Here is a 19,514-nt window from a genome sequence, read left to right on the forward strand (position 1 = left end):
CAAGGACAAGCTAATGGATTTTTTTCAATATCAAGATGATCAACTTATGGCGGAGCAAGTGCCGGTAAGTAAAATAGCACAACAATTTGGTACACCGGCTTATGTTTATTCACGGGCTACGCTTGAGCGGCATTGGCACGCCTTTGATAATGCCTTAGGCAATCACCCACATTTAATTTGCTTTGCGGTGAAATCTAACCCAAATTTAGCCATTTTAAATGTGATGGCAAAACTTGGCTCGGGCTTTGATATTGTATCGCAAGGGGAATTAGAACGTGTGCTTGCCGCTGGTGGTGAAGCAAACAAAATCGTTTTTTCTGGCGTAGCAAAATCTGAACAGGAAATTGAACGTGCGTTAAATGTAGGCATTCGTTGCTTTAATGTCGAAAGCCTTGCCGAGCTTTACCGTATTAATGACGTAGCAGGGCGGTTAAATAAAATCGCACCTATTTCTTTGCGCGTGAACCCAGATGTGGACGCCCACACGCACCCTTATATTTCTACTGGCTTAAAAGAAAATAAATTCGGTGTGAGCGTTGATGAAGCGCGTGAAGTGTATCGTATTGCGAGTCAGTTACCCCATATTAAAATCACCGGAATGGATTGCCATATTGGTTCGCAACTTACCGAAATTCAACCTTTCCTTGATGCGACTGATCGCTTGATTGTACTAATGAAACAATTAGAACAAGACGGGATTAAGCTTGAACATTTAGATTTAGGTGGCGGATTGGGCGTAACCTATAAAGACGAAAATGCGCCTCACCCAAGTGAATATGCAAAAGCCTTATTAGCCAAGTTAAAGGATTATCCAAACTTGGAAATTATCCTTGAGCCGGGCCGTGCGATTACCGCCAATGCGGGGATTTTGGTGACTAAAGTGGAATATCTAAAAAGTAATGAAAGCCGCAACTTTGCCATTGTAGATACCGGAATGAATGATATGATCCGCCCTGCGTTGTATCAGGCCTATATGAATATCATTGAAGTGGATCGTCGCCAACCACGCGAAAGCAAGATTTATGATGTGGTTGGGCCAATTTGTGAAACCTCTGATTTCTTAGGCAAACAGCGTGAACTTGCCATTGCTCAAGGGGATCTTATTGCCCAACGTTCTGCCGGAGCTTATGGTGCAAGTATGGCATCAACCTATAACTCTCGCCCAAGAGCCATTGAAGTGATGGTAGACGGCGATCAAGCGCATATTATTAAACGCCGTGAAACCTACCCTGAATTATGGCAGCTAGAAAGTGTATTGCCGTAAAAATAATAGAAATAACCCACATTTTTGTGGGTTATTTTTTAGGTTTTATAAACTTTATATCGCTCAAAATAGAATGTAAAAATTTATATTGCTAAAATAAAGTGCAGTGCGATTTTGCGGAATTTTTCCTTCAAATAATTATTAAGGTAACCCAATGAAAAAACACTTAAAATGTTTAAATATGATGATAATTGGATTTGGTGGTATGATGGTTAGGCGTGTTGAAAAATCAGGCTGGGTGTCTGGCTATGAGCTTGAGTTTGTACTTTTATCGCTCATCATTTTACTTTCTATTATTTACTTTTCTACCTTATATATTAATAAAAATACCATTAAACCGAATAATCCATTTAATGGCTTAAATGCAAAAGGTCGTAATTTACTTTTGTTTTATTTTGCGTGTTGTTTAATGATTTTTTTCCTCTGCTATTTCTTGGGTAAAAAATATAGTTTGGATACGTTTTTAGTCCTAATCTATTTTAGTATTTTAGGTGTAATATTGAGTTTCTTTTATACTAAAATTCTTCGCTTTGTGAAGAAAAATTATTCTTTAGATAAAAAAGCAGGGGTGGCATGAGATTAGCAGTTATGTTAGTTATATAAAGACAACTTATTGTCAAATAAAGAAATTTATACAGATAAAACTACTAGAATTTCTTGTATTTGAAGTAACAGCCCGTTCAGCAGCAAATTTACTAGAAATTACTCCTAATTCTGCCGCCTTATTTTATCGTAAAATCAGAGAGGTGATTAGCGACCATTTAGCTCAAGATACTAATGAGGTTTTTGCTAGTGAAATCGAACTTGATGAAAGTTATTTTGGTGGAAAAGGAAAAAGGGGATGGGGTGCTAAAGGTAAAATAGCTGTTTTTGGTATGTTGAAATGAGAAGGGAAAGTCTATACGGTTATTGTTGAAAATACCAAGACTAACCCGTACTCGCTGTAATTAAAAGGAAATTTATGTCGGATAGCGTTGTTTATACCGATTATTATCATAATTACGATATGCTAGATATAAGCGAATTTAAGCATTTCAGAATTAATTCTTCAACCCATTTCGTAGAAGTAAAAAATCACATTAATAGGATTGAAAATTTCTGGAATCAGGCTAAATGAGTACTAAGAAAATATAACGGAATTAACAAGAAATCTTTTCCGTTATCCTTGAAAGAATGTGAATTTCGGTTTAACTTTGGCGCACTAAAAGAACAGCCAAAAACACTGCGACTTTGGGAATTTAGGATCAATCTAAGACAAACCTAAAGATTTTTATAACGGCCCAATAAAAAGCAATGCTATCAATGTATAAGCAATAATATAAGGTAACTAAAGATAGTAAGAATTAGTAGTAGACTTAATAATGCTTATTTGATCGTAGCGTAGCTGAGAAGGAGTGAATACAACAAATTCTAATGCAATATTATTTGTTTTATAAACTCCCTGAGAAAAAGACCATAATTGATATAAAAAGCAGATGCAGTGATGTTTTCCACATTATGGCAACTTAGGTTTTACAGGTGAAGCGGGCAATCTACGTTTATGATGTGAGCGTTGATGCCAAAAATCAATTTGTTTTCTGCCTTGTGCAGAGATGGGATCTCCTCGTAAAAAGGCATCAATTTCTTGATAAGTCACGCCCATTTCTTGTTCGTCCGTTTGCCCTTCCCATAATCCAGCACTGGGTGATTTAATGAGTATTTGTTGAGGTACATTCAATAGGGTTGCTAGTTCATAAACTTGCTCTTTGCGTAGAGCCAGTAAAGGGGCAATATCCACTCCACCATCCCCAAATTTGGTAAAATAGCCCGTAAACCATTCCGCAGCATTATCTGTTCCCACAACAATGGCTTGGTGGCTTTGCGCGTAAGCATAAAGTGCAAGCATTCTCAAACGGGCTTGCACATTGCCGTTGATCACGACTTGGCGTTGCGCATTTTGATTGAATAGTGGAGACATCGAATCCATAAAACATTCATAGAGTGGCGTGATGGGGAGGGTTAATAAAGGGCATTTTGCACTTTTGGCAACCAGCTTGGCATCTTCTACATCTTGTGTACTGGTTGTGGTAGAAGGTAGCAATAGACCTTGTACCGGTGAGCCCGTTCGCATTAATAAATGGCTGACTACCGCAGAGTCAATACCTCCGCTAATGCCGACTACATAGCCAAGGGCATTATGATCTTGCCGTTGTTGCTCAATCCATTGAATTAAATAGACTAAATAATCTTTCATTGGAATTCTCCTTACTATAAATATTCATAATTATTCCCAATGCTTGGGAGAGAAAAACTCGCTAAAAATGCACCGCACTTAAGCGTGGATTAACACGGTAGCGTCTTCCCACTTTTGCTTGTTCTTTGTTGTTTAAACGCACACAATCACCCGTAAAATCAATGGAGAGTTTGAGTAAAGAAGCACCGATTCCATAGTAATCCACCGGGGCATTTTGTTGTTCAAAATGTTGAATTTTTTGTTTGTTAAAGCCACCACTCACAACAATTTTCACCCATGGAAACCCCGCTCGATCCAGCTGATAGCGTAGCTGTTTGATTAAAGGCACATTAACACCGCGTAAATCTTCTTGCCCAAAGGTTTCTTGGTGGGTTAGGAAGTAGCGATCTATCATATTGGCGGAGGTATCAACGCGCACAGCATAGAGTTTTTCACCGAAATGTTTTGCTACCTCTAAGCTATCGGTAATCACATCATTGTTGTAATCAACCAAAGCGGTAAGGGGAGAATGAGGATAAACTTGCATATAGGCTTCGCAAGCTTGAATAAGGTCACCATCAAACAGTTGAATAAGGGAATGTGGCATTGTGCCTACGCCTGCTCCGCCTTGGTATTGGTGCATAGCATTGGTGACTTGCATTGTTGCCCCGCCAATATAGGCGGCGTAGCCATCAGTGGGCTGCAAGGTAAAATAATCATTGCGGTCGCCCATAAAAATAATGGGTTTTCCGTTGGCGGCCTTGAGCGTTGCCCGCACATTGGTGGCGACAGAGGTGCAACGGCTTAGAATGCCATCAATGATCCCCTCAAGATAAGCAAAATCTTCATAAAATCCTTCAACAATTAATACACTTTCAAAGGGCGCAATGGCGTCGCCATCATTTAATGCCCAAATTTTTAATCCTTCTGGGTTTCGCGCAAAACGTTGTAGTAAAGCGATGGATTCATCAACGCCACATAAAATGGCCTGTTGCTTTTGGAAGAACTGCATTGTTACCCATTGCTTTGGTCTTTTTTGTTCCGCAATGTGCTTCGCCTTTAGAAAATAGCTCGCAGAAAAGTATCCCTCTCCGATTCGCTCATCAAAATTAAAGGTTTTGAGATGGGTGTTTTGTGACATATACTTTCTCTTTTTTTGTTTTTTTTCTTTACTCATAGTAGAAATGGATATTAGATTATTTATTTTGTGTATTTTGTGCTACATTTTTATTATTTACAACAAAAATATATCATTGTAAGGGAAATAAAAGTTGATCAAGTGGGAGCATAATGATTATCAGAAAAATGTAAAAGATATTATTAAAGAGAGAGTTAAATAATCCAAAGGTAAAACCATTGTTGAAGTCAAAATTTTTAGCTTATCAATAGTAAATATCATATAAAGTTCCTTTTGATAAGATGCCATTAGTTTTACAATGCAGGGTATGCTTGGTATCGGAAAAGAAAAAACTATAATCTTCTAAACGGGAGCAAAGCCACCTAAAGGCGGTTTTTTTTATGTGTTTTACATAATGGCTGAAATATATTTCAACATTACCCCTGCTGCAATCGCTGAGCCAATAACGCCAGCGACATTTGGTCCCATTGCGTGCATTAATAGGAAGTTTTGGTGATCCGCTTCTAAACCAATTTTGTTCGCAACACGAGCCGCCATTGGTACGGCAGATACACCAGCGGCACCAATAAGCGGGTTAATTGGATTTTTACTAAAGCGGTTCATTAATTTTGCCATTAACACGCCAGATGCCGTGCCGATAGCAAAAGCGATCATTCCTAATAATAAAATGCCAAGGGTTTGTGGTTGTAGGAATTTATCTGCGACTAATTTTGCTCCGACAGAAAGCCCTAAGAAGATTGTTACGATATTAATGAGGGCATTTTGTGCCGTATCATTTAAACGTTCAACCACACCGCTCACACGCATTAAATTACCAAAGCAGAACATACCTAATAATGGTGCTGCATCAGGTAAAAGCAATGCGACAAGCACTAATAACACGATTGGAAACAAGATTTTTTCGCGGTTGCTTACGGTACGCAGTTGCACCATTCGGATTTTGCGTTCTTGCTGTGAAGTGAGCGCTTTCATAATCGGCGGCTGAATTAATGGCACGAGCGCCATATAAGAATAGGCTGCCACGGCGATCGCACCTAATAATTCAGGGGCTAGTTTGCTCGCAAGATAAATGGCAGTTGGACCGTCTGCTCCACCAATAATGCCGATTGCGGCAGCTTGTGGTAGGGTAAAGTCAATAATACCAAGCCAGTTTAACCCTAATGCGCCTAATACTGTGGCAAAAATCCCAAATTGGGCTGCAGCCCCTAAGAGTAATGTTCGTGGATTAGCAAGGAGGGGGCCGAAATCCGTCATTGCCCCTACGCCCATAAAAATAATGAGGGGGGCAACGCCATAACCAATCGCTACTTTATAGAATAATGCTAACACCCCAGCACTATAACCCATATCGCCTGCTATGACTTCTAATTCATTTTGTACAGAAGGTAAGGCATTGTTAAGTGCGGCTTTAATAGCAATAGGATCGGCAATAGTACCTAATTTACTGGCAATAATCGCGAGCTGTTGGCTTGTTCCATTATGTAGCAAGTTATCCAGCGCAGTCATGGCTAATCCAGCTTCTGGAATATTAGAGAGCAGTCCACCAAAACCAATAGGCAATAATAACAAGGGCTCAAATTTACGGGCAATGGCAAGCCATAAGAGCAGGAGGCTGACGCCAATCATCACCGCCTGCCCCCATTCTAGGTGCATAATGCCCATTCCTCGTAGTAAAGATAAAATACTTTCCATTTTTCCCCCGCACTTATGCTAAGGTTAATAAGGTATCGCCCACAGCAACGGAATCGCCGGCTTTGACGCAAATATTTTGCACCGTTCCCGCTTGTGAGGCGCGGATTTCCGTTTCCATTTTCATTGCCTCAAGAATGAGCAATACATCACCCTCTGCCACTTTTTGCCCCTCGGTTGCCACCACTTTCCAAATTGTGCCTGCCATTGGTGCGGTCACGGCAGTGCCTGAGGCTGTTTGCGGAGCGGGTTGAGACGCGGGTGATGGCTGTGGCGCAGTTTGAACAGGTTGTGGGGCAACAGGCGTGATTTGATTAATATCACCACCCTCACTTACTTTCACCACAAAGGCTTTGCCTTCTAACTCCACAGTATAAACTGCGGAACCTGAAGTGCGTTGTTTTTCAAGTGCGGTTGTTTTTTGTGATGTTTTTTCACTTGCTTGAGCTTCACTTGGTGCCGGTTCAAAGGCATCAGGATTGCCTCGATTTTCGAGGAATTTCAAGCCAACTTGTGGGAATAATGCCACGATCAGCACATCATCAATTTCATTATCAGAGAGCTTAATGCCTTTTTCTTTCGCCTGTTGTTTTATTTCTGAGATCAATTTTTCCATTTCTGGCTCAAGATGATCCGCTGGGCGATCGGTAATTGGTGCGCCCCCCTCTAATACACGGGCTTGTAATTCCGCATTTACCGGCGCTGGTGTGCGACCATATTCGCCTTTTAAAATCCCTGCGGTTTCTTTCGCAATGGTTTTATAGCGTTCACCCATTAATACGTTAATCACCGACTGTGTGCCGACAATTTGAGAGGTTGGGGTAACCAATGGAATATAGCCTAAATCTTCCCGCACTTTTGGAATTTCTTGCAATACTAAATCCAATTTATCGGAGGCATTTTGTTGTTTTAATTGGCTTTCAAGGTTTGTGAGCATTCCACCCGGTACTTGTGCCACTAAAATACGGCTATCAACGCCTTTTAATTGCCCCTCAAATTTATGATATTTTTTACGAACATCGCGGAAATAAGCAGCAATTTTCTCTAATTTTTGAATATCTAATCCCGTATCATAAGGTGTGCCTTTTAAGGTGGCGACCAAGGCTTCTGTGGCTGGATGTCCATAAGTTCCACTCATTGAAGAAATGGCCGTATCCACGCCATCTACGCCTGCTTCAATGGCTTTTAACAATGCCATTTCTGCCATTCCCGTTGTGGCGTGGCAGTGAAGGTGAAGTTGAACATCAAAGCGGGATTTTATCTCACTGACTAAGTGATATGCTTCCATTGGAGAAAGAATGCCGGACATATCTTTAATTACCAGAGAATCAATGCCGATCGCTAATAATTGTTCTGTGGTGTCAAGCCAAGTTTGTAAAGTATGCACAGGGCTAGTGGTATAACTGAGCGTACCTTGTGCGTGTCCGCCATTTTTACGCACAGCTTGTAAGGCTTGTTTCATATTACGTGGATCATTCATTGCATCAAAGACACGGAATACGCTCATTCCATTTGCGACAGCACGTTCCACAAAACGATCGACCACATCATCAGCATAATGGCGATAGCCAAGTAAATTTTGCCCACGTAACAACATTTGTAGTGGTGTTTTCGGCATTGCTTTTTTTAATTCACGCAAACGTACCCAAGGATCTTCACCTAGAAAACGAATACACGCATCAAAGGTCGCGCCTCCCCACGCTTCAAGCGACCAGTAACCAATTTCATCAAGCTCGGCGGCGATAGGTAACATATCCTCAAGACGTAAACGCGTCGCAAAAAGAGATTGGTGAGCGTCACGTAAAACAACATCAGTTATAGCAATTTTTTTCTTTTCAACAGTCATTGTCTTTTCTCCAACGTAATCAATTTAATGCCCTTGGTTACGGCGATGGTGTGCAATCGCCGCCACAATAATTGGGCGTAATCTTTCTAAATCATCTGTTTGAGTGGATTGTGCTTTTATCGGTGCAGGTGGGCTGAGAACAGGCTCAGGAAAAAAGCGATTTACCAGTTTCGACATTAATCCAATCGCAAAAATTAGAATTAATAAGAAAACCAGTACAAACCCCATTCCCGAAAGCATCAAGTTTATGCCTTCTTGCATAAGTTCAGCGTTTGTCATTTTTATACCTCAAAGATGTAAAACAGCGTTTCATATCATAGCTTTTTTAATATACAAAAAAATTGAACTAGATCACAGAGTTGAAAACAGATTTTAAAAGTTTTCTAATTAAAAACCGCACTTCTTGGCAATTTCTATAAAAACGTGGAAAATATTCCTATTGATAAGCATAGATGATCGAACTTTAATGATTTTATTTACCAACCTTTCGTTAAAACGTGGGCAAACTACGTTGCTAGAAAATGCCAATGCAACCATTAATCCCAAGCAAAAAGTCGGCTTGGTAGGCAAAAATGGCTGTGGCAAATCCTCGCTACTCGCGTTACTCAAAAAAGAAATTAGTGCAGAGGGCGGAGAGGTGAGCTATCCCTCAAATTGGGCAATCTCTTGGGTGAATCAAGAAACCCCAGCGCTTGCTATTTCTGCTCTGGATTATGTGATTTTAGGTGATCGCCAATATGTCGAGTTACAGCAACAGCTAGAACAAGCTAATCTAAACAATGACGGCAATGCGATTGCTCGCATTCACGAACAGTTAGATACCATTGATGCGTGGACAATCCAAGCGCGAGCGGCGGCATTGTTAAATGGATTGGGCTTTAGTCAAGATGCTCTTAGCCAGCCTGTGAGTGCTTTTTCGGGTGGTTGGCGTATGCGTCTGAATTTAGCACAAGCCTTGCTATGCCCTTCCGATTTGTTGTTACTTGATGAACCTACCAACCACTTAGATTTAGATGCAGTGATCTGGCTTGAGCGCTGGTTACAACAGTATCAAGGTACGCTAGTTTTGATCTCTCACGATCGCGATTTTCTTGATCCTGTGGTAGATAAAATTCTGCATATTGAAAATCAAAAAATTAATGAATACACCGGGGATTATTCCTCTTTTGAAAAACAACGTGCGGAGAAATTAGCACAACAAAGCGCACTTTATCGCCAACAGCAACAAAAAATTTCACATTTACAAAAATATATCGATCGTTTTAAGGCGAAAGCTACCAAAGCCAAACAAGCACAAAGCCGAATGAAAGCCTTGGCGCGTATGGAGCTTATCGCACCCGCTTATGTGGATAATCCCTTTACCTTTGAATTTCGTGAACCGTTCGCATTACCTAACCCATTGCTTTCAATGGAAAAAGTGAGTGCTGGTTACGAAAATAACGGACAAATCACAGAAATTCTTAAACAAATAAAATTAAATCTGGTACCGGGGTCACGTATTGGTTTGCTAGGTAAAAATGGCGCGGGGAAATCCACCTTAATCAAATTATTAGCGGCAGAAATCACCGCTCTTTCAGGCAATATTCAGCTTGCAAAAGGCGTGCAGCTAGGTTATTTCGCCCAGCATCAATTAGATACACTTCGAGCAGAAGAAACCGCCTTATGGCATTTACAAAAACTTGCCCCACAGCAAACAGAGCAACAACTGCGCGATTATCTCGGCAGTTTTGCTTTCTATGGTGATAAAGTTAATGAGCCAGTGGTTAATTTTTCAGGAGGGGAAAAAGCGCGCTTAGTATTAGCATTGATTGTTTGGCAACGCCCAAATTTACTTTTATTAGATGAGCCGACGAACCATTTAGATTTAGATATGCGTCAAGCCTTAACGGAAGCATTGGTAGATTATCAAGGTTCGCTCGTCATCGTTTCTCACGATCGCCATCTATTACGCAATACGGTAGATGAATTTTATCTCGTTCATGATGGGCAAGTAGAAGAATTTAAAGGTGATTTAGCGGATTACCAAAAATGGCTTAACGAACAAAACAGCCAAAGCCAGCCTTCTGCCAAAATAGAAAGCAATCAAAATCGCAAAGAACAAAAACGCAAAGAAGCAGAACGCCGTCAGCAACTTGCCCCATTGAAGAAATCGCTTACGCAATGGGAAAACAAAATGGATAGCATTGCTCAACAACTTGCAGAGATAGAACAACAACTTGCCAATAGCGATCTGTATCAACCAGAAATGAAAGAAAATCTTACCGCACTTTTAAAAGATCAAGCGGAATATAAAAAACAGTTAGAAACGGCTGAAATTGAATGGTTCACCGTGCAGGAAGAAATTGAAACGCTATTAGGCGGTTAAAACGAAAGTGCGGTGCTTTTTTTAGTATTTTTTGGGTGAATGAATTATTCGCTCTTGTATTTTTTATATTTTGTATAAACAACTAAAATAAGTCTGTGTAGAAGAAGCTAAAAATTCTGTAAAATTTGCACCGCACTTGACATTTCTTTATGCAAAAAATGGCGTGTATTTAGTAACTGACAGGCGTTGTTTTTCGCTGTATTACTCGTAATCCATCAATGATGATCAAGCCCATTCCAATCATTAACGATAAAAAGAGCGGATAATTTTCCGCGTCAATATTTTCCCCAATAAACAACGAAACGGCGAGCATCATTATCGGTTCGGCGTAACCTAATAGTCCTAGCACATTAATTGGCAATAGACTGCTTGCCACAATGTAAGCATTAAAGGCTATGCCACTAAGTAAGCCGAGTAGAAATAATAAAGACAAAATATGGGGATTCACCAACTGCACTTCTGCAATGTTTACTTGAGCGGCAAAATAGATACACACGGGTAAGGTCAGAACCATTTCAATGGCGAAGCTGGTAATATCATTGAGCTTAAACCATTTTCGCATCATAAAATAAATGGCATAGCCACACACCGCAAGGCTTTCCCAAGAAAGCCCTCCTTTGCTATAAATGTTAAAACCAATACCGATTGCAGCGATGATAATGGCAAGAAATTTAAGTGGGGAGATGCGTTCTTTAAAGAAAATCCGCCCTGCTGCAACTAAAACAAGAGGTAATAGCAAATAACCAAGGGAAACACTCAATGCACCTCCATTGTTTGGCGCCCACAAAAAAAGCCACATTTGAAACCCCATCATACTGCCATTAAATAAGAAAACAAGTAGTAACCAAGGCTCGCGTTTAATTCGTTTTAAGTGAGCGATCAGCATATATTTTTGGCGGAAAATAAACACCGCTGCAATCACAAAAGGCGCAGTAAAAACAACACGATAGCCAAAAATATCTTCGCCACTTAATGGAAGTAATAACGTGGAAAAGTAATAAATGTAGCCAAATAGCATTGAAGCCAAAAGTGAAAAGCCAATCCCTTTTAACATAACCCACCTAAATTTAAATGAAATGATAACCGCACTTTACTCTAACATTTGCCAAAATGCACGAACTAAGGGCAAATTTAAACGGTTCTTTTGCATACAAAGCCCTAAATCAAAAGGCTGTACTGGCGTATCAATGGTTAATGTTGAAACCTGTGAATTAAGTGGGCTATTTTCGATCACGACATCAGGCAATAAGGCGACACCACAACCGAGCGCCACCATTGAGACAATTCCTTCGTGTCCTGATACTGTCGCATAGATTGTGGGATGTTTAATTTTTTTCTGCTGAAACCATTGATCAATTCGCTGTCTAGCAGGCCCTTCTACGGGCAAAATAAAGGGAACTTTTTGCCAATCAATAGGCATTTGCTGCAATAATTGCGTGGTTGCGCAGGCAACGCGTGGCGCAATGAGGGAAAGGGTGATAGCATCAATATAATGAAACATTACATTTTGTGGTAAATGCGCAGGTCGCCCCGCTAAAGCTAAATCCACTTGCTGGCGCTGGATCATTTCTAATGCTTGGGCAGGATCACCCGTAGTGAGCTGAATTTCTACTTTGGGATAACGCAAACGAAATTTTTCTAACATTTGGGGCAAATGGCTATACGCGGCGGTAACCGAACAAAATAGCCTTAATTCACCTTGTAATTCTTGCTGATTGGTATGAAATTGCTGTTTTAAAGATAACCATTGTTGCCATTGTTGATAAGCAAATTGTAAAAACAACTCCCCAGCGGGTGTGAGAGAAACCTTACGATTATCGCGTAATAACAAAGTTTCCCCTAACGCCTCTTCAATCCGTTTAATTTGCCGTGAAAGGGTAGAAGGCGACATATAATGCTGTTCTGCTGTTTTGGCAAAATGTTTATTTTCAGCTAAATCAATAAATAGTTTAAGATCTTGAAATTCCATTAAGTTTGTCTCGATAAAAAGAGGTTTTATTGCAGAGGACTCATCTGTGTGTTTCCTAATGATAGAAACGATAAGCTTAGGTGAGTAAACATATAGATCTGTACTTACCAAAATTTGTAAAAAAATCACCGCACTTAACTTTCTACGGTTATTACTATACATCCTTATTAAGATTAACGCAGAAAAATTTAGGTTGAATTAGAGTAATTTTGGAATTGTACTAGATAATGAGACTGGCTTGATTAAAAAAATCTCAACTCCGTTAATGTTGATTTTTTTTCTGTAAAATGTGTGCTGTATTGATGTGTAAATGATTAAATTTACTCACATTCAATACATCATAACCTTTGTAGAAATCTGTGAAAACGATACTGTCTGGATTATATCAAGGGAAATTTTTTGATGCGTTTGGTTGCTGATATTTTAAGTAATGCTATCCTTAAAATGAACAGAGATTAAGGTAAAACGTATAAAAATTCCCACCTATCAAAATAGGTGGGAGCAAAAACTTTATATATATCCTCTATTTTGTAATATGGTTAATATATTTGTTTTTAATACAGTATTTAAGTCATTATAACCTCGTAAGTAGGTAAAATTACCTAAAGATCACTCTACTATACCTGCTAATATCCATTAACTTACTCCCAAAATCATTTGTTCAATTTCCACTTTAGTTTGAACTAGTTGCTCATTAGCTTGCTGGCGTAAATTGGAAGCTTGTTGGCGAATTTGGCGGATATGAGTGATGATTTTTTGTTGGATTTTCGGAGATGGAACAGGGATTTGCAATAAAGCTAAATCCTTAGCATAAACATGAGTTTGAACTCCACCTTTTGCTAAACTGTAAATTTCTTGCTGTTTTAGCTTTAATACTTCCGCTAAAAATTCTGTTGAAATTTCATCTTCATTTTTAGAAAAAATCATCGTGCAATCCGAGGCAAAAATAGGATAATCGTGATACCACACATAACCTGCTGAACCGCTAGCACTCACAGTAATCACATTGCCATTATGGTTGGCGATATGGTGGGTGTAAGGACTACTTTGTCCACCTGCAATCACAGGATAATCGCCAGCAATCACATCATCGGAAGTAATGCTTTGTCCTTTTTGCAAAAAAGCTAATTTATCTAACCGCTTGTTAGCGTATTTTCCGCCTTGAATGCGGTAATGCTTGTTAAATTGGCTTTCTGCATCAAAAGCCCTGCCTGATATTTCACTCATCTGTACGGTAAATATACGGTTTTCTAGGCGGTTATCAGTTTCAGGTAATGTGATTTGCAACTCGTTTAAAAGATAGGCGTTAATGCTGTTCAATAGGGTTTGGGCTTGTTTTTCTTTTTTCTGTTTTTCCTTAATAGTTTGTTGATATTTTGCAATGATTTTATCTTGTATCATCAAGGGGGGAATAACGATCGGCGTAGGGGCTAACTGCTGATAATTGATGTTTTTTTGAGCCGCTTGCGGAGCCAAATTTTCCAAATATGATTTAATGTATTTGAAATAAATATTGATATATTCCAACCGTAAATTATCTGATTTTGGCGTTAAAGCAATCAAGCTATCAGGATAACAAGCTGGATAATCTAAAATTGCCGTATCGCCGATATTTGCAGCAATTGTAACGATGACGGCTTTTTTCGTTTGTAGTTTGCTGGTTTTTAAACCCAATTCATTTAAAGTTTGGCTGTACGGAATATTGCCAGCATTCATACTGGCTTTAACAATATCACCTGTTTGAATAAATGGGTATTTCCCACCGTATAATGCGGGGTCATTTCTTGGGCGGTGTCCAAATCGCCCCCTTTGCATATCAATGCAATCAGACATTTTGCTAACGGGATAATGCTTTTGTTTAGCAAAAATAAAATTTTCAAGTGTCTGATAATATAAAGGATCTAATCGCCCGTCCAACTCCCCCGACTGCACCAAAAACATTTGTCCGTGCGTTAATGCCGTCTGAAAATTAAAATTCGCCATTATTCACTCCTTCAATAAAGCGTGCCAATTCTGTGCTGATGGTGTCCAGCTCGTTGATAGAGGTGTCTTTGCCAGTGGCGTCATAACCAATATGTTCGGCGATTGCCATAAATATCGGATAATCAGGCAGTTGGGTGCGTTTTTGAGCAAGGTAATCGTCTAGCAGAGTTTCTTTGAGTTCGGCAATTTTGTTGCTGTATTCTCTGTTAATTCCCTCTTTCCATTCTTTGTAAGCAGAGGTTTCTTTAAAGGCTTTTAAATCGCCTTCAAAATCCACACCTGTGGCATTTTTTAAGACGGCTTTTTTCTCGCGCTCCCACCTTTTTAAGGTGATTTCATATTGACGATGGTTTTTCACAGTGGTTTGAATATCTTGCTTGATACTGCTGATGTGTGCGGTTTCGGCAGAATCGTATTTACGCAAAAACAATACGCTGCTTTTTACGCCTGCACCAGTGGCTTTAAACGCAGTTTGTGGTAGGCTAACTACGGCGATAATACGGAATTTTTCTTCAATGCTATCACGCACATATTGCAGAGTACTGTTGGTTAAAATACCGTCTGGAATAACGATTGCCAAATAGCCGTTTGGTTTCAAAAAGTTATAGCATTGCTCAATAAATAATATTTCAGTGGCTTGACTATCTCGGTTCTGTACACCACTGTTTTTAGTATCTAGCCAAGAAACATCTTTTAAACCAAAGCCGTAATTAGACAAATAAGCCTTTTCGGTTTGCTTGACTATATTACCAAATGGCGGATTAGTGATGATAAAGTCGAAGTGATTATATTTAAAGCCAATATTATTGCTTTGATTTTGTAGCTCGATGTCGCTTAACAAGCCATCAGCAGAAATCACATTAGTATGCCCGTCATCGTGAATAATCATATTCATTTTGGCGGCGCGGCTGATTTGTTCGTTAATCTCAATGCCGTAGAGTTTTTTCTCGGCAAAATCGTGCCAATGGCGGAAATGCTCGGTACTGCCTTGCGGATAATATTCATCGGCTTCACAGCGGACTTTATCCAAGGCGTGCAGCAGGAAGCCGCCGCTGCCGCAACTGGTATCCAGTACGAAGCTATCGTGGGTTATTGGCAAGACATCGACGATAAATTTCACAATGCGGCGTGGGGTGAAATATTGCCCAAAACTGCCACGGAAAAACGAGTCCATAAAGGTTTCAAAGGCACGCCCTTTGCTGTCAAGGTCGGTTTTGCTTAAATTGACATCTTGCAAATAGCCGACAATGGTACGCACTCGTTCGGGCGACAAGCGGATGTTGTCTTTAAAAACTTCGGGATCTTTGGTTCGACCTTCAGCATACAGTGCGGTAATACGATCAAATAAGGCTTGATTGTTTTTCTTTACGCCATCCTCGTTTTTCTCGTCAAAATCTAGCATAATTTGAAAGTCGTAAGGCGTACCGTCTTTTCGTAGTTTACGCTCGTCCCAAATTTTGCAGAAAATCAGCTTGTCTAATTCGTCAAAAGCTTCGGATGGATTAAGCTGTCCTCCCGCCCATAATGCGTTATGAGCTTGTTTAAAACGGCGGGTTAAATCGGCTTCATCGACAATTTGTAAATCAAAGAACTGCTGTTTGCCTTTTTCAGCGGACAGTTTTGCCCCTTTGACAAATTTATAGCTGGCGAGATTATCCACACCAAATGGAGGAATATCGGGCAGAGTAGTGCGGCTATTTTTACTTTTATTGACAGAAAAATATTCGTTTTTGATGGATGATGTTACCCATACGAATTTGACATTATTCGGCAGGGCGTAAGCGTAAGAATAGGCTTGGTTGACTGCTTGAATAAATTCTGCTTCGGAGACCTCGGCTTTTTTACATTCCACCAAAATGTGTGGCTGTTGGCATTCGGCATCACGGTAAACCACAATATCAGCTTCTTTGGTGCTAGAGCCCATCGTTACTGAAACAAAATTGCGGATTTGTTCTTTAGGGTAGCCGTATTGCAAAATCAGACGGCAATAAATTTCCGCCTGTACTTGTTCTTCGGGATTGGCAAAATTGCGGGAACGCTGTTCGAATAGATATTCAATGCGGTTTTCAGATGAAATAGAAATCAGCTTGTGCTTTATGCCAAGGGCGATAAAATCACTGACTGACTGACTGACTGACTGACTGACTGACTGACTGACTGACTGACTGACTGACTGACTCATTTTTTGATCCTTAAATTCGTTTGTCAAGTATAATTTATTGCCTATCTGAAATTTCTTTAAAAGAAATTGCAAAGGCTTCTTTAAAATTTTCAGGCATTGAACGGTAATCTGCTATTAACTTTTCTTCTTGATTAGACATATTACTTTCTTTGGTTGCTGATTAGAACATTGTCCCATTACCTGTTGATAGCCAAGTAATACTAATTCCTAATGCTTCGTGAATTTTTACTAATCCGTCCAAATTTGGATCACGCCCTTCATTCAAGTAATTCATTGCTGAACGATAAGATATTCCAGTTAGTTCTGAGAACTCTTTAAGGCGCATGCCTTTTACTTCTAAAATTTGTTTCAATCTATCTGGTATGCAGATGGTTTCATATTTTAATTTGATCAAGATATAACCGCAATATGGCATCTCATTTTCTTCTCACAAGCAAAGCCTGAACGCTTGCACCTATCAAGATAGCTCATCTATCTGATGCGGGAAGCGTTTTCGATGCTTTACACCTTGCGTTGGGGAAGTGAAAAGAATGTCGTGTGTCCGAAATGCGGTGTACAGCATCAAGCCTATTTCATCTCTACTTATAAGCAATGGTAGTGCAAACATTGTAAGCATACCTTTAGCATTAGGTCAGGCACGATTTTTGTTTAATCACAAATTGCCGATTCAAACCGATGAATACGATACGAAGTTTTGCACCTACCAAAGTCATAAATGCTATTTCAAAGGCAAATGAAAGCGAAATTAACTCTTCACCAAGGACTAACAGATGAACATAAAATGATATTTATAAAGGATGTTATTTGTCATCGAAGTTAAAAATAAAGCCATAGCAGAAAAAATGTTTATTAGGGTTACATCATTGGGAAATCAGACTCAATTTTATTCATCCCTCCATAATATACTCAAAATTAAGTAGAAAATACCATTTAAATAAAAGATGGAAAAGGAAACTATTCTATCGTGTTTTAGATGCTAAAAGGGGATGATGTTGTAGATTTACGATCAGTGTCGCAAAAATGATAATTAGTTGAAAATATTCATCAAAAAGAGACATTTTATGTGATATAACTTTAGCCACTTTAATAATTAACCGAAATGCGAGGAGATGTATGATGAGTATTACTAGCACTCTAACATTTGAAATTAGAAAAGAACTCAGTGAACTTATTGGGGAAGTGTCTGCGAAAGGCGTGTTTAATAGCTATGGAATTTTTCAGGCAAAATCAATGTTTGGTTTATTCCAAGATAATTGCTTTTATCTAAGAGCTGTTGGGAAATTAGCGCAATATTTGGAGAGCCAAGGCGCAATACCTTATATGGAACATTCTGAAAAGCCGGTTTCTTGCGGTATAAATTTTTATCTTCTTCCTGATAAAGTTAGAGAAAATAAAGATTTATATAAATCTCTGATTCTATGGTCAATTGAGCAAATAGAAGAAGATAGAAATCAGAAAGAAATGGCAAAGGTCGATTTAATTCGAGGTCGAGTGAACTTATCTGTTAGACACGAGCGCCTTTTAAATAAAATTGGGATTCGTTCTTTTGATGATTTTTTAAAGGCGGGCGCTGAATACTGCTATATAACACTTAAAAAAGCAGGGTTCAGTGTTAATTTGCACTTCTTCTGGAATCTAAAAGCGGCTTCTTTAAGAAAGCACGCAATGATGCTTACACAAGAGGAAAAAGAAAAAGCTTTAGAGGCGTTAAATGCAGCCCTTGCTAAAGAAGGAATGAGAGCGATTGATCCTATTAAGGATTAATATTTGCTGTATTGCGGTGGAATATAAACAAAAATGTAAGTTTTTTCACCGCAGTTTGTTTTCTAAATAATCACTTGCAATATTTTTAAAAATTTTTGTAAAAATTTGTAAAAAAAACACTTGCAAAGATTTTCGAGATGTCTATAATACGCCGCACACAACGACGCGACGTTGTAGAAATTAAGATGATACAAATTGCGTCGTTCTTTTTTGCTCTTTAACAATCAATCAGACAATCTGTGTGGGCATTCGTTGATTTTCAAAAAGATTTAAAATTTAGAAATCAATGATGCTTAACTTGAAATTCAAATAGAATATAACGTTATGTATTCATTGAGCGAGATTAAACTGAAGAGTTTGATCATGGCTCAGATTGAACGCTGGCGGCAGGCTTAACACATGCAAGTCGAACGGTAACGGGTTGAAAGCTTGCTTTCGATGCTGACGAGTGGCGGACGGGTGAGTAATGCTTGGGAATCTGTTTTATGGAGGGGGATAACCATTGGAAACGATGGCTAACACCGCGTAATATCTGAGGATTAAAGTAGTGGGACCGGAAGGCCACTAGCCATAAGGTGAGCCCAAGTGGGATTAGGTAGTTGGTGGGGTAAAGGCCTACCAAGCCTGCGATCTCTAGCTGGTCTGAGAGGATGACCAGCCACACTGGGACTGAGACACGGCCCAGACTCCTACGGGAGGCAGCAGTGGGGAATATTGCGCAATGGGGGGAACCCTGACGCAGCCATGCCGCGTGAATGAAGAAGGCCTTCGGGTTGTAAAGTTCTTTCGGTGATGAGGAAGGTTGACGTGTTAATAGCGCGTTGATTTGACGTTAGTCACAGAAGAAGCACCGGCTAACTCCGTGCCAGCAGCCGCGGTAATACGGAGGGTGCGAGCGTTAATCGGAATAACTGGGCGTAAAGGGCACGCAGGCGGTAAATTAAGTGAGATGTGAAATCCCCGAGCTTAACTTGGGAATTGCATTTCAGACTGGTTTACTAGAGTACTCTAGGGAGGGGTAGAATTCCACGTGTAGCGGTGAAATGCGTAGAGATGTGGAGGAATACCGAAGGCGAAGGCAGCCCCTTGGGGAGATACTGAC

The 19,514-nt window shown here is 39.7% G+C and carries 13 protein-coding genes, 1 rRNA gene and 4 pseudogenes (1 of these 18 only partly in view); 7 read left to right on the forward strand and 11 right to left on the reverse strand.

The window, feature by feature from the left end; translation table 11 throughout:
* Positions 1 to 13: 13 nt before the first annotated feature.
* The 3 genes and pseudogenes from lysA (at position 14) to L4F91_RS00065 (ending at position 2,528) form a co-directional block, all read left to right on the forward strand.
* Complete coding sequence (gene lysA / locus L4F91_RS00055) at positions 14 to 1,264, forward strand: diaminopimelate decarboxylase (protein ID WP_395896562.1); 1,251 nt, start codon at positions 14 to 16, stop codon at positions 1,262 to 1,264.
* A 154-nt stretch (positions 1,265 to 1,418) separates the two neighbouring features.
* On the forward strand, positions 1,419 to 1,841 hold the full coding sequence (locus L4F91_RS00060; RefSeq protein WP_395896564.1) for a hypothetical protein: 423 nt from the start codon (positions 1,419 to 1,421) through the stop codon (positions 1,839 to 1,841).
* 22 nt (positions 1,842 to 1,863) lie between these two features.
* Positions 1,864 to 2,528 (forward strand): annotated as a pseudogene (locus tag L4F91_RS00065) (IS1595 family transposase).
* Positions 2,529 to 2,759: 231 nt separating this feature from the next.
* Here the strand turns inward: L4F91_RS00065 and nadE are convergent.
* The 5 genes from nadE to L4F91_RS00090 all read right to left on the reverse strand — a co-directional run bounded on the left by nadE (position 2,760) and on the right by L4F91_RS00090 (position 8,428).
* On the reverse strand, positions 2,760 to 3,497 hold the full coding sequence (gene nadE, locus L4F91_RS00070) for an NAD(+) synthase (protein ID WP_395896566.1): 738 nt from the start codon (positions 3,495 to 3,497) through the stop codon (positions 2,760 to 2,762).
* A 61-nt stretch (positions 3,498 to 3,558) separates the two neighbouring features.
* Complete coding sequence (locus L4F91_RS00075) at positions 3,559 to 4,617, reverse strand: nicotinate phosphoribosyltransferase (protein ID WP_395896568.1); 1,059 nt, start codon at positions 4,615 to 4,617, stop codon at positions 3,559 to 3,561.
* A 384-nt stretch (positions 4,618 to 5,001) separates the two neighbouring features.
* Positions 5,002 to 6,306, reverse strand: coding sequence for a sodium ion-translocating decarboxylase subunit beta (locus L4F91_RS00080; RefSeq protein ID WP_265762493.1), 1,305 nt, complete (start codon positions 6,304 to 6,306; stop codon positions 5,002 to 5,004).
* A 13-nt stretch (positions 6,307 to 6,319) separates the two neighbouring features.
* The gene (oadA, locus tag L4F91_RS00085) at positions 6,320 to 8,149 is read right to left on the reverse strand and encodes a sodium-extruding oxaloacetate decarboxylase subunit alpha (RefSeq protein WP_395896570.1); all 1,830 of its coding nucleotides are present in this window, start codon (positions 8,147 to 8,149) and stop codon (positions 6,320 to 6,322) included.
* Between the two features lie 24 nt (positions 8,150 to 8,173).
* Positions 8,174 to 8,428 (reverse strand): oxaloacetate decarboxylase subunit gamma, encoded by a 255-nt coding sequence (locus L4F91_RS00090; protein WP_250363789.1) that lies wholly within the window; start codon positions 8,426 to 8,428, stop codon positions 8,174 to 8,176.
* Positions 8,429 to 8,615: 187 nt separating this feature from the next.
* On the opposite strand from L4F91_RS00090, the gene L4F91_RS00095 reads away from it, so the two are divergent.
* Positions 8,616 to 10,514 carry an ABC transporter ATP-binding protein gene (locus L4F91_RS00095; RefSeq protein WP_395896572.1) on the forward strand — a complete coding sequence of 633 codons (1,899 nt, stop codon included), beginning with the start codon at positions 8,616 to 8,618 and terminating at the stop codon, positions 10,512 to 10,514.
* Positions 10,515 to 10,683: 169 nt separating this feature from the next.
* On the opposite strand, the gene rarD is transcribed toward L4F91_RS00095, so the two are convergent.
* From rarD to L4F91_RS00125, 6 genes and pseudogenes are all read right to left on the reverse strand, one after another.
* Positions 10,684 to 11,568 carry an EamA family transporter RarD gene (gene rarD / locus L4F91_RS00100; RefSeq protein WP_395896574.1) on the reverse strand — a complete coding sequence of 295 codons (885 nt, stop codon included), beginning with the start codon at positions 11,566 to 11,568 and terminating at the stop codon, positions 10,684 to 10,686.
* A gap of 36 nt (positions 11,569 to 11,604) precedes the next feature.
* A complete protein-coding gene (gene ilvY / locus L4F91_RS00105; RefSeq protein ID WP_250351211.1) occupies positions 11,605 to 12,483 on the reverse strand; it encodes an HTH-type transcriptional activator IlvY in 879 nt (292 codons plus the stop codon).
* A gap of 246 nt (positions 12,484 to 12,729) precedes the next feature.
* Positions 12,730 to 12,862: pseudogene (locus L4F91_RS00110) on the reverse strand (IS1595 family transposase); the annotation flags it as partial.
* Positions 12,863 to 13,119: 257 nt separating this feature from the next.
* A complete protein-coding gene (locus L4F91_RS00115; protein WP_250351210.1) occupies positions 13,120 to 14,466 on the reverse strand; it encodes a restriction endonuclease subunit S in 1,347 nt (448 codons plus the stop codon).
* The gene (locus L4F91_RS00120) at positions 14,453 to 16,648 is read right to left on the reverse strand and encodes a restriction endonuclease subunit M (RefSeq protein ID WP_395896577.1); all 2,196 of its coding nucleotides are present in this window, start codon (positions 16,646 to 16,648) and stop codon (positions 14,453 to 14,455) included. The genes L4F91_RS00115 and L4F91_RS00120 overlap by 14 nt, the downstream gene beginning before the upstream one ends.
* 34 nt (positions 16,649 to 16,682) lie before the next feature.
* Positions 16,683 to 17,018: pseudogene (locus L4F91_RS00125) on the reverse strand (helix-turn-helix domain-containing protein).
* A gap of 86 nt (positions 17,019 to 17,104) precedes the next feature.
* Here L4F91_RS00125 and L4F91_RS00130 point away from each other — a divergent pair.
* The 3 genes and pseudogenes from L4F91_RS00130 to L4F91_RS00140 form a co-directional block, all read left to right on the forward strand.
* Positions 17,105 to 17,322 (forward strand): annotated as a pseudogene (locus tag L4F91_RS00130) (transposase); the annotation flags it as partial.
* A 439-nt stretch (positions 17,323 to 17,761) separates the two neighbouring features.
* The gene (locus L4F91_RS00135; RefSeq protein WP_250363787.1) at positions 17,762 to 18,412 is read left to right on the forward strand and encodes a TfoX/Sxy family DNA transformation protein; all 651 of its coding nucleotides are present in this window, start codon (positions 17,762 to 17,764) and stop codon (positions 18,410 to 18,412) included.
* A 345-nt stretch (positions 18,413 to 18,757) separates the two neighbouring features.
* A 16S ribosomal RNA gene (locus L4F91_RS00140) occupies positions 18,758 to 19,514 on the forward strand; it runs 787 nt beyond the window's last position.

The sequence above is a fragment of the Avibacterium sp. 20-126 genome, assembly GCF_044358625.1.
Taxonomy (GTDB): Bacteria; Pseudomonadota; Gammaproteobacteria; order Enterobacterales; family Pasteurellaceae; genus Avibacterium.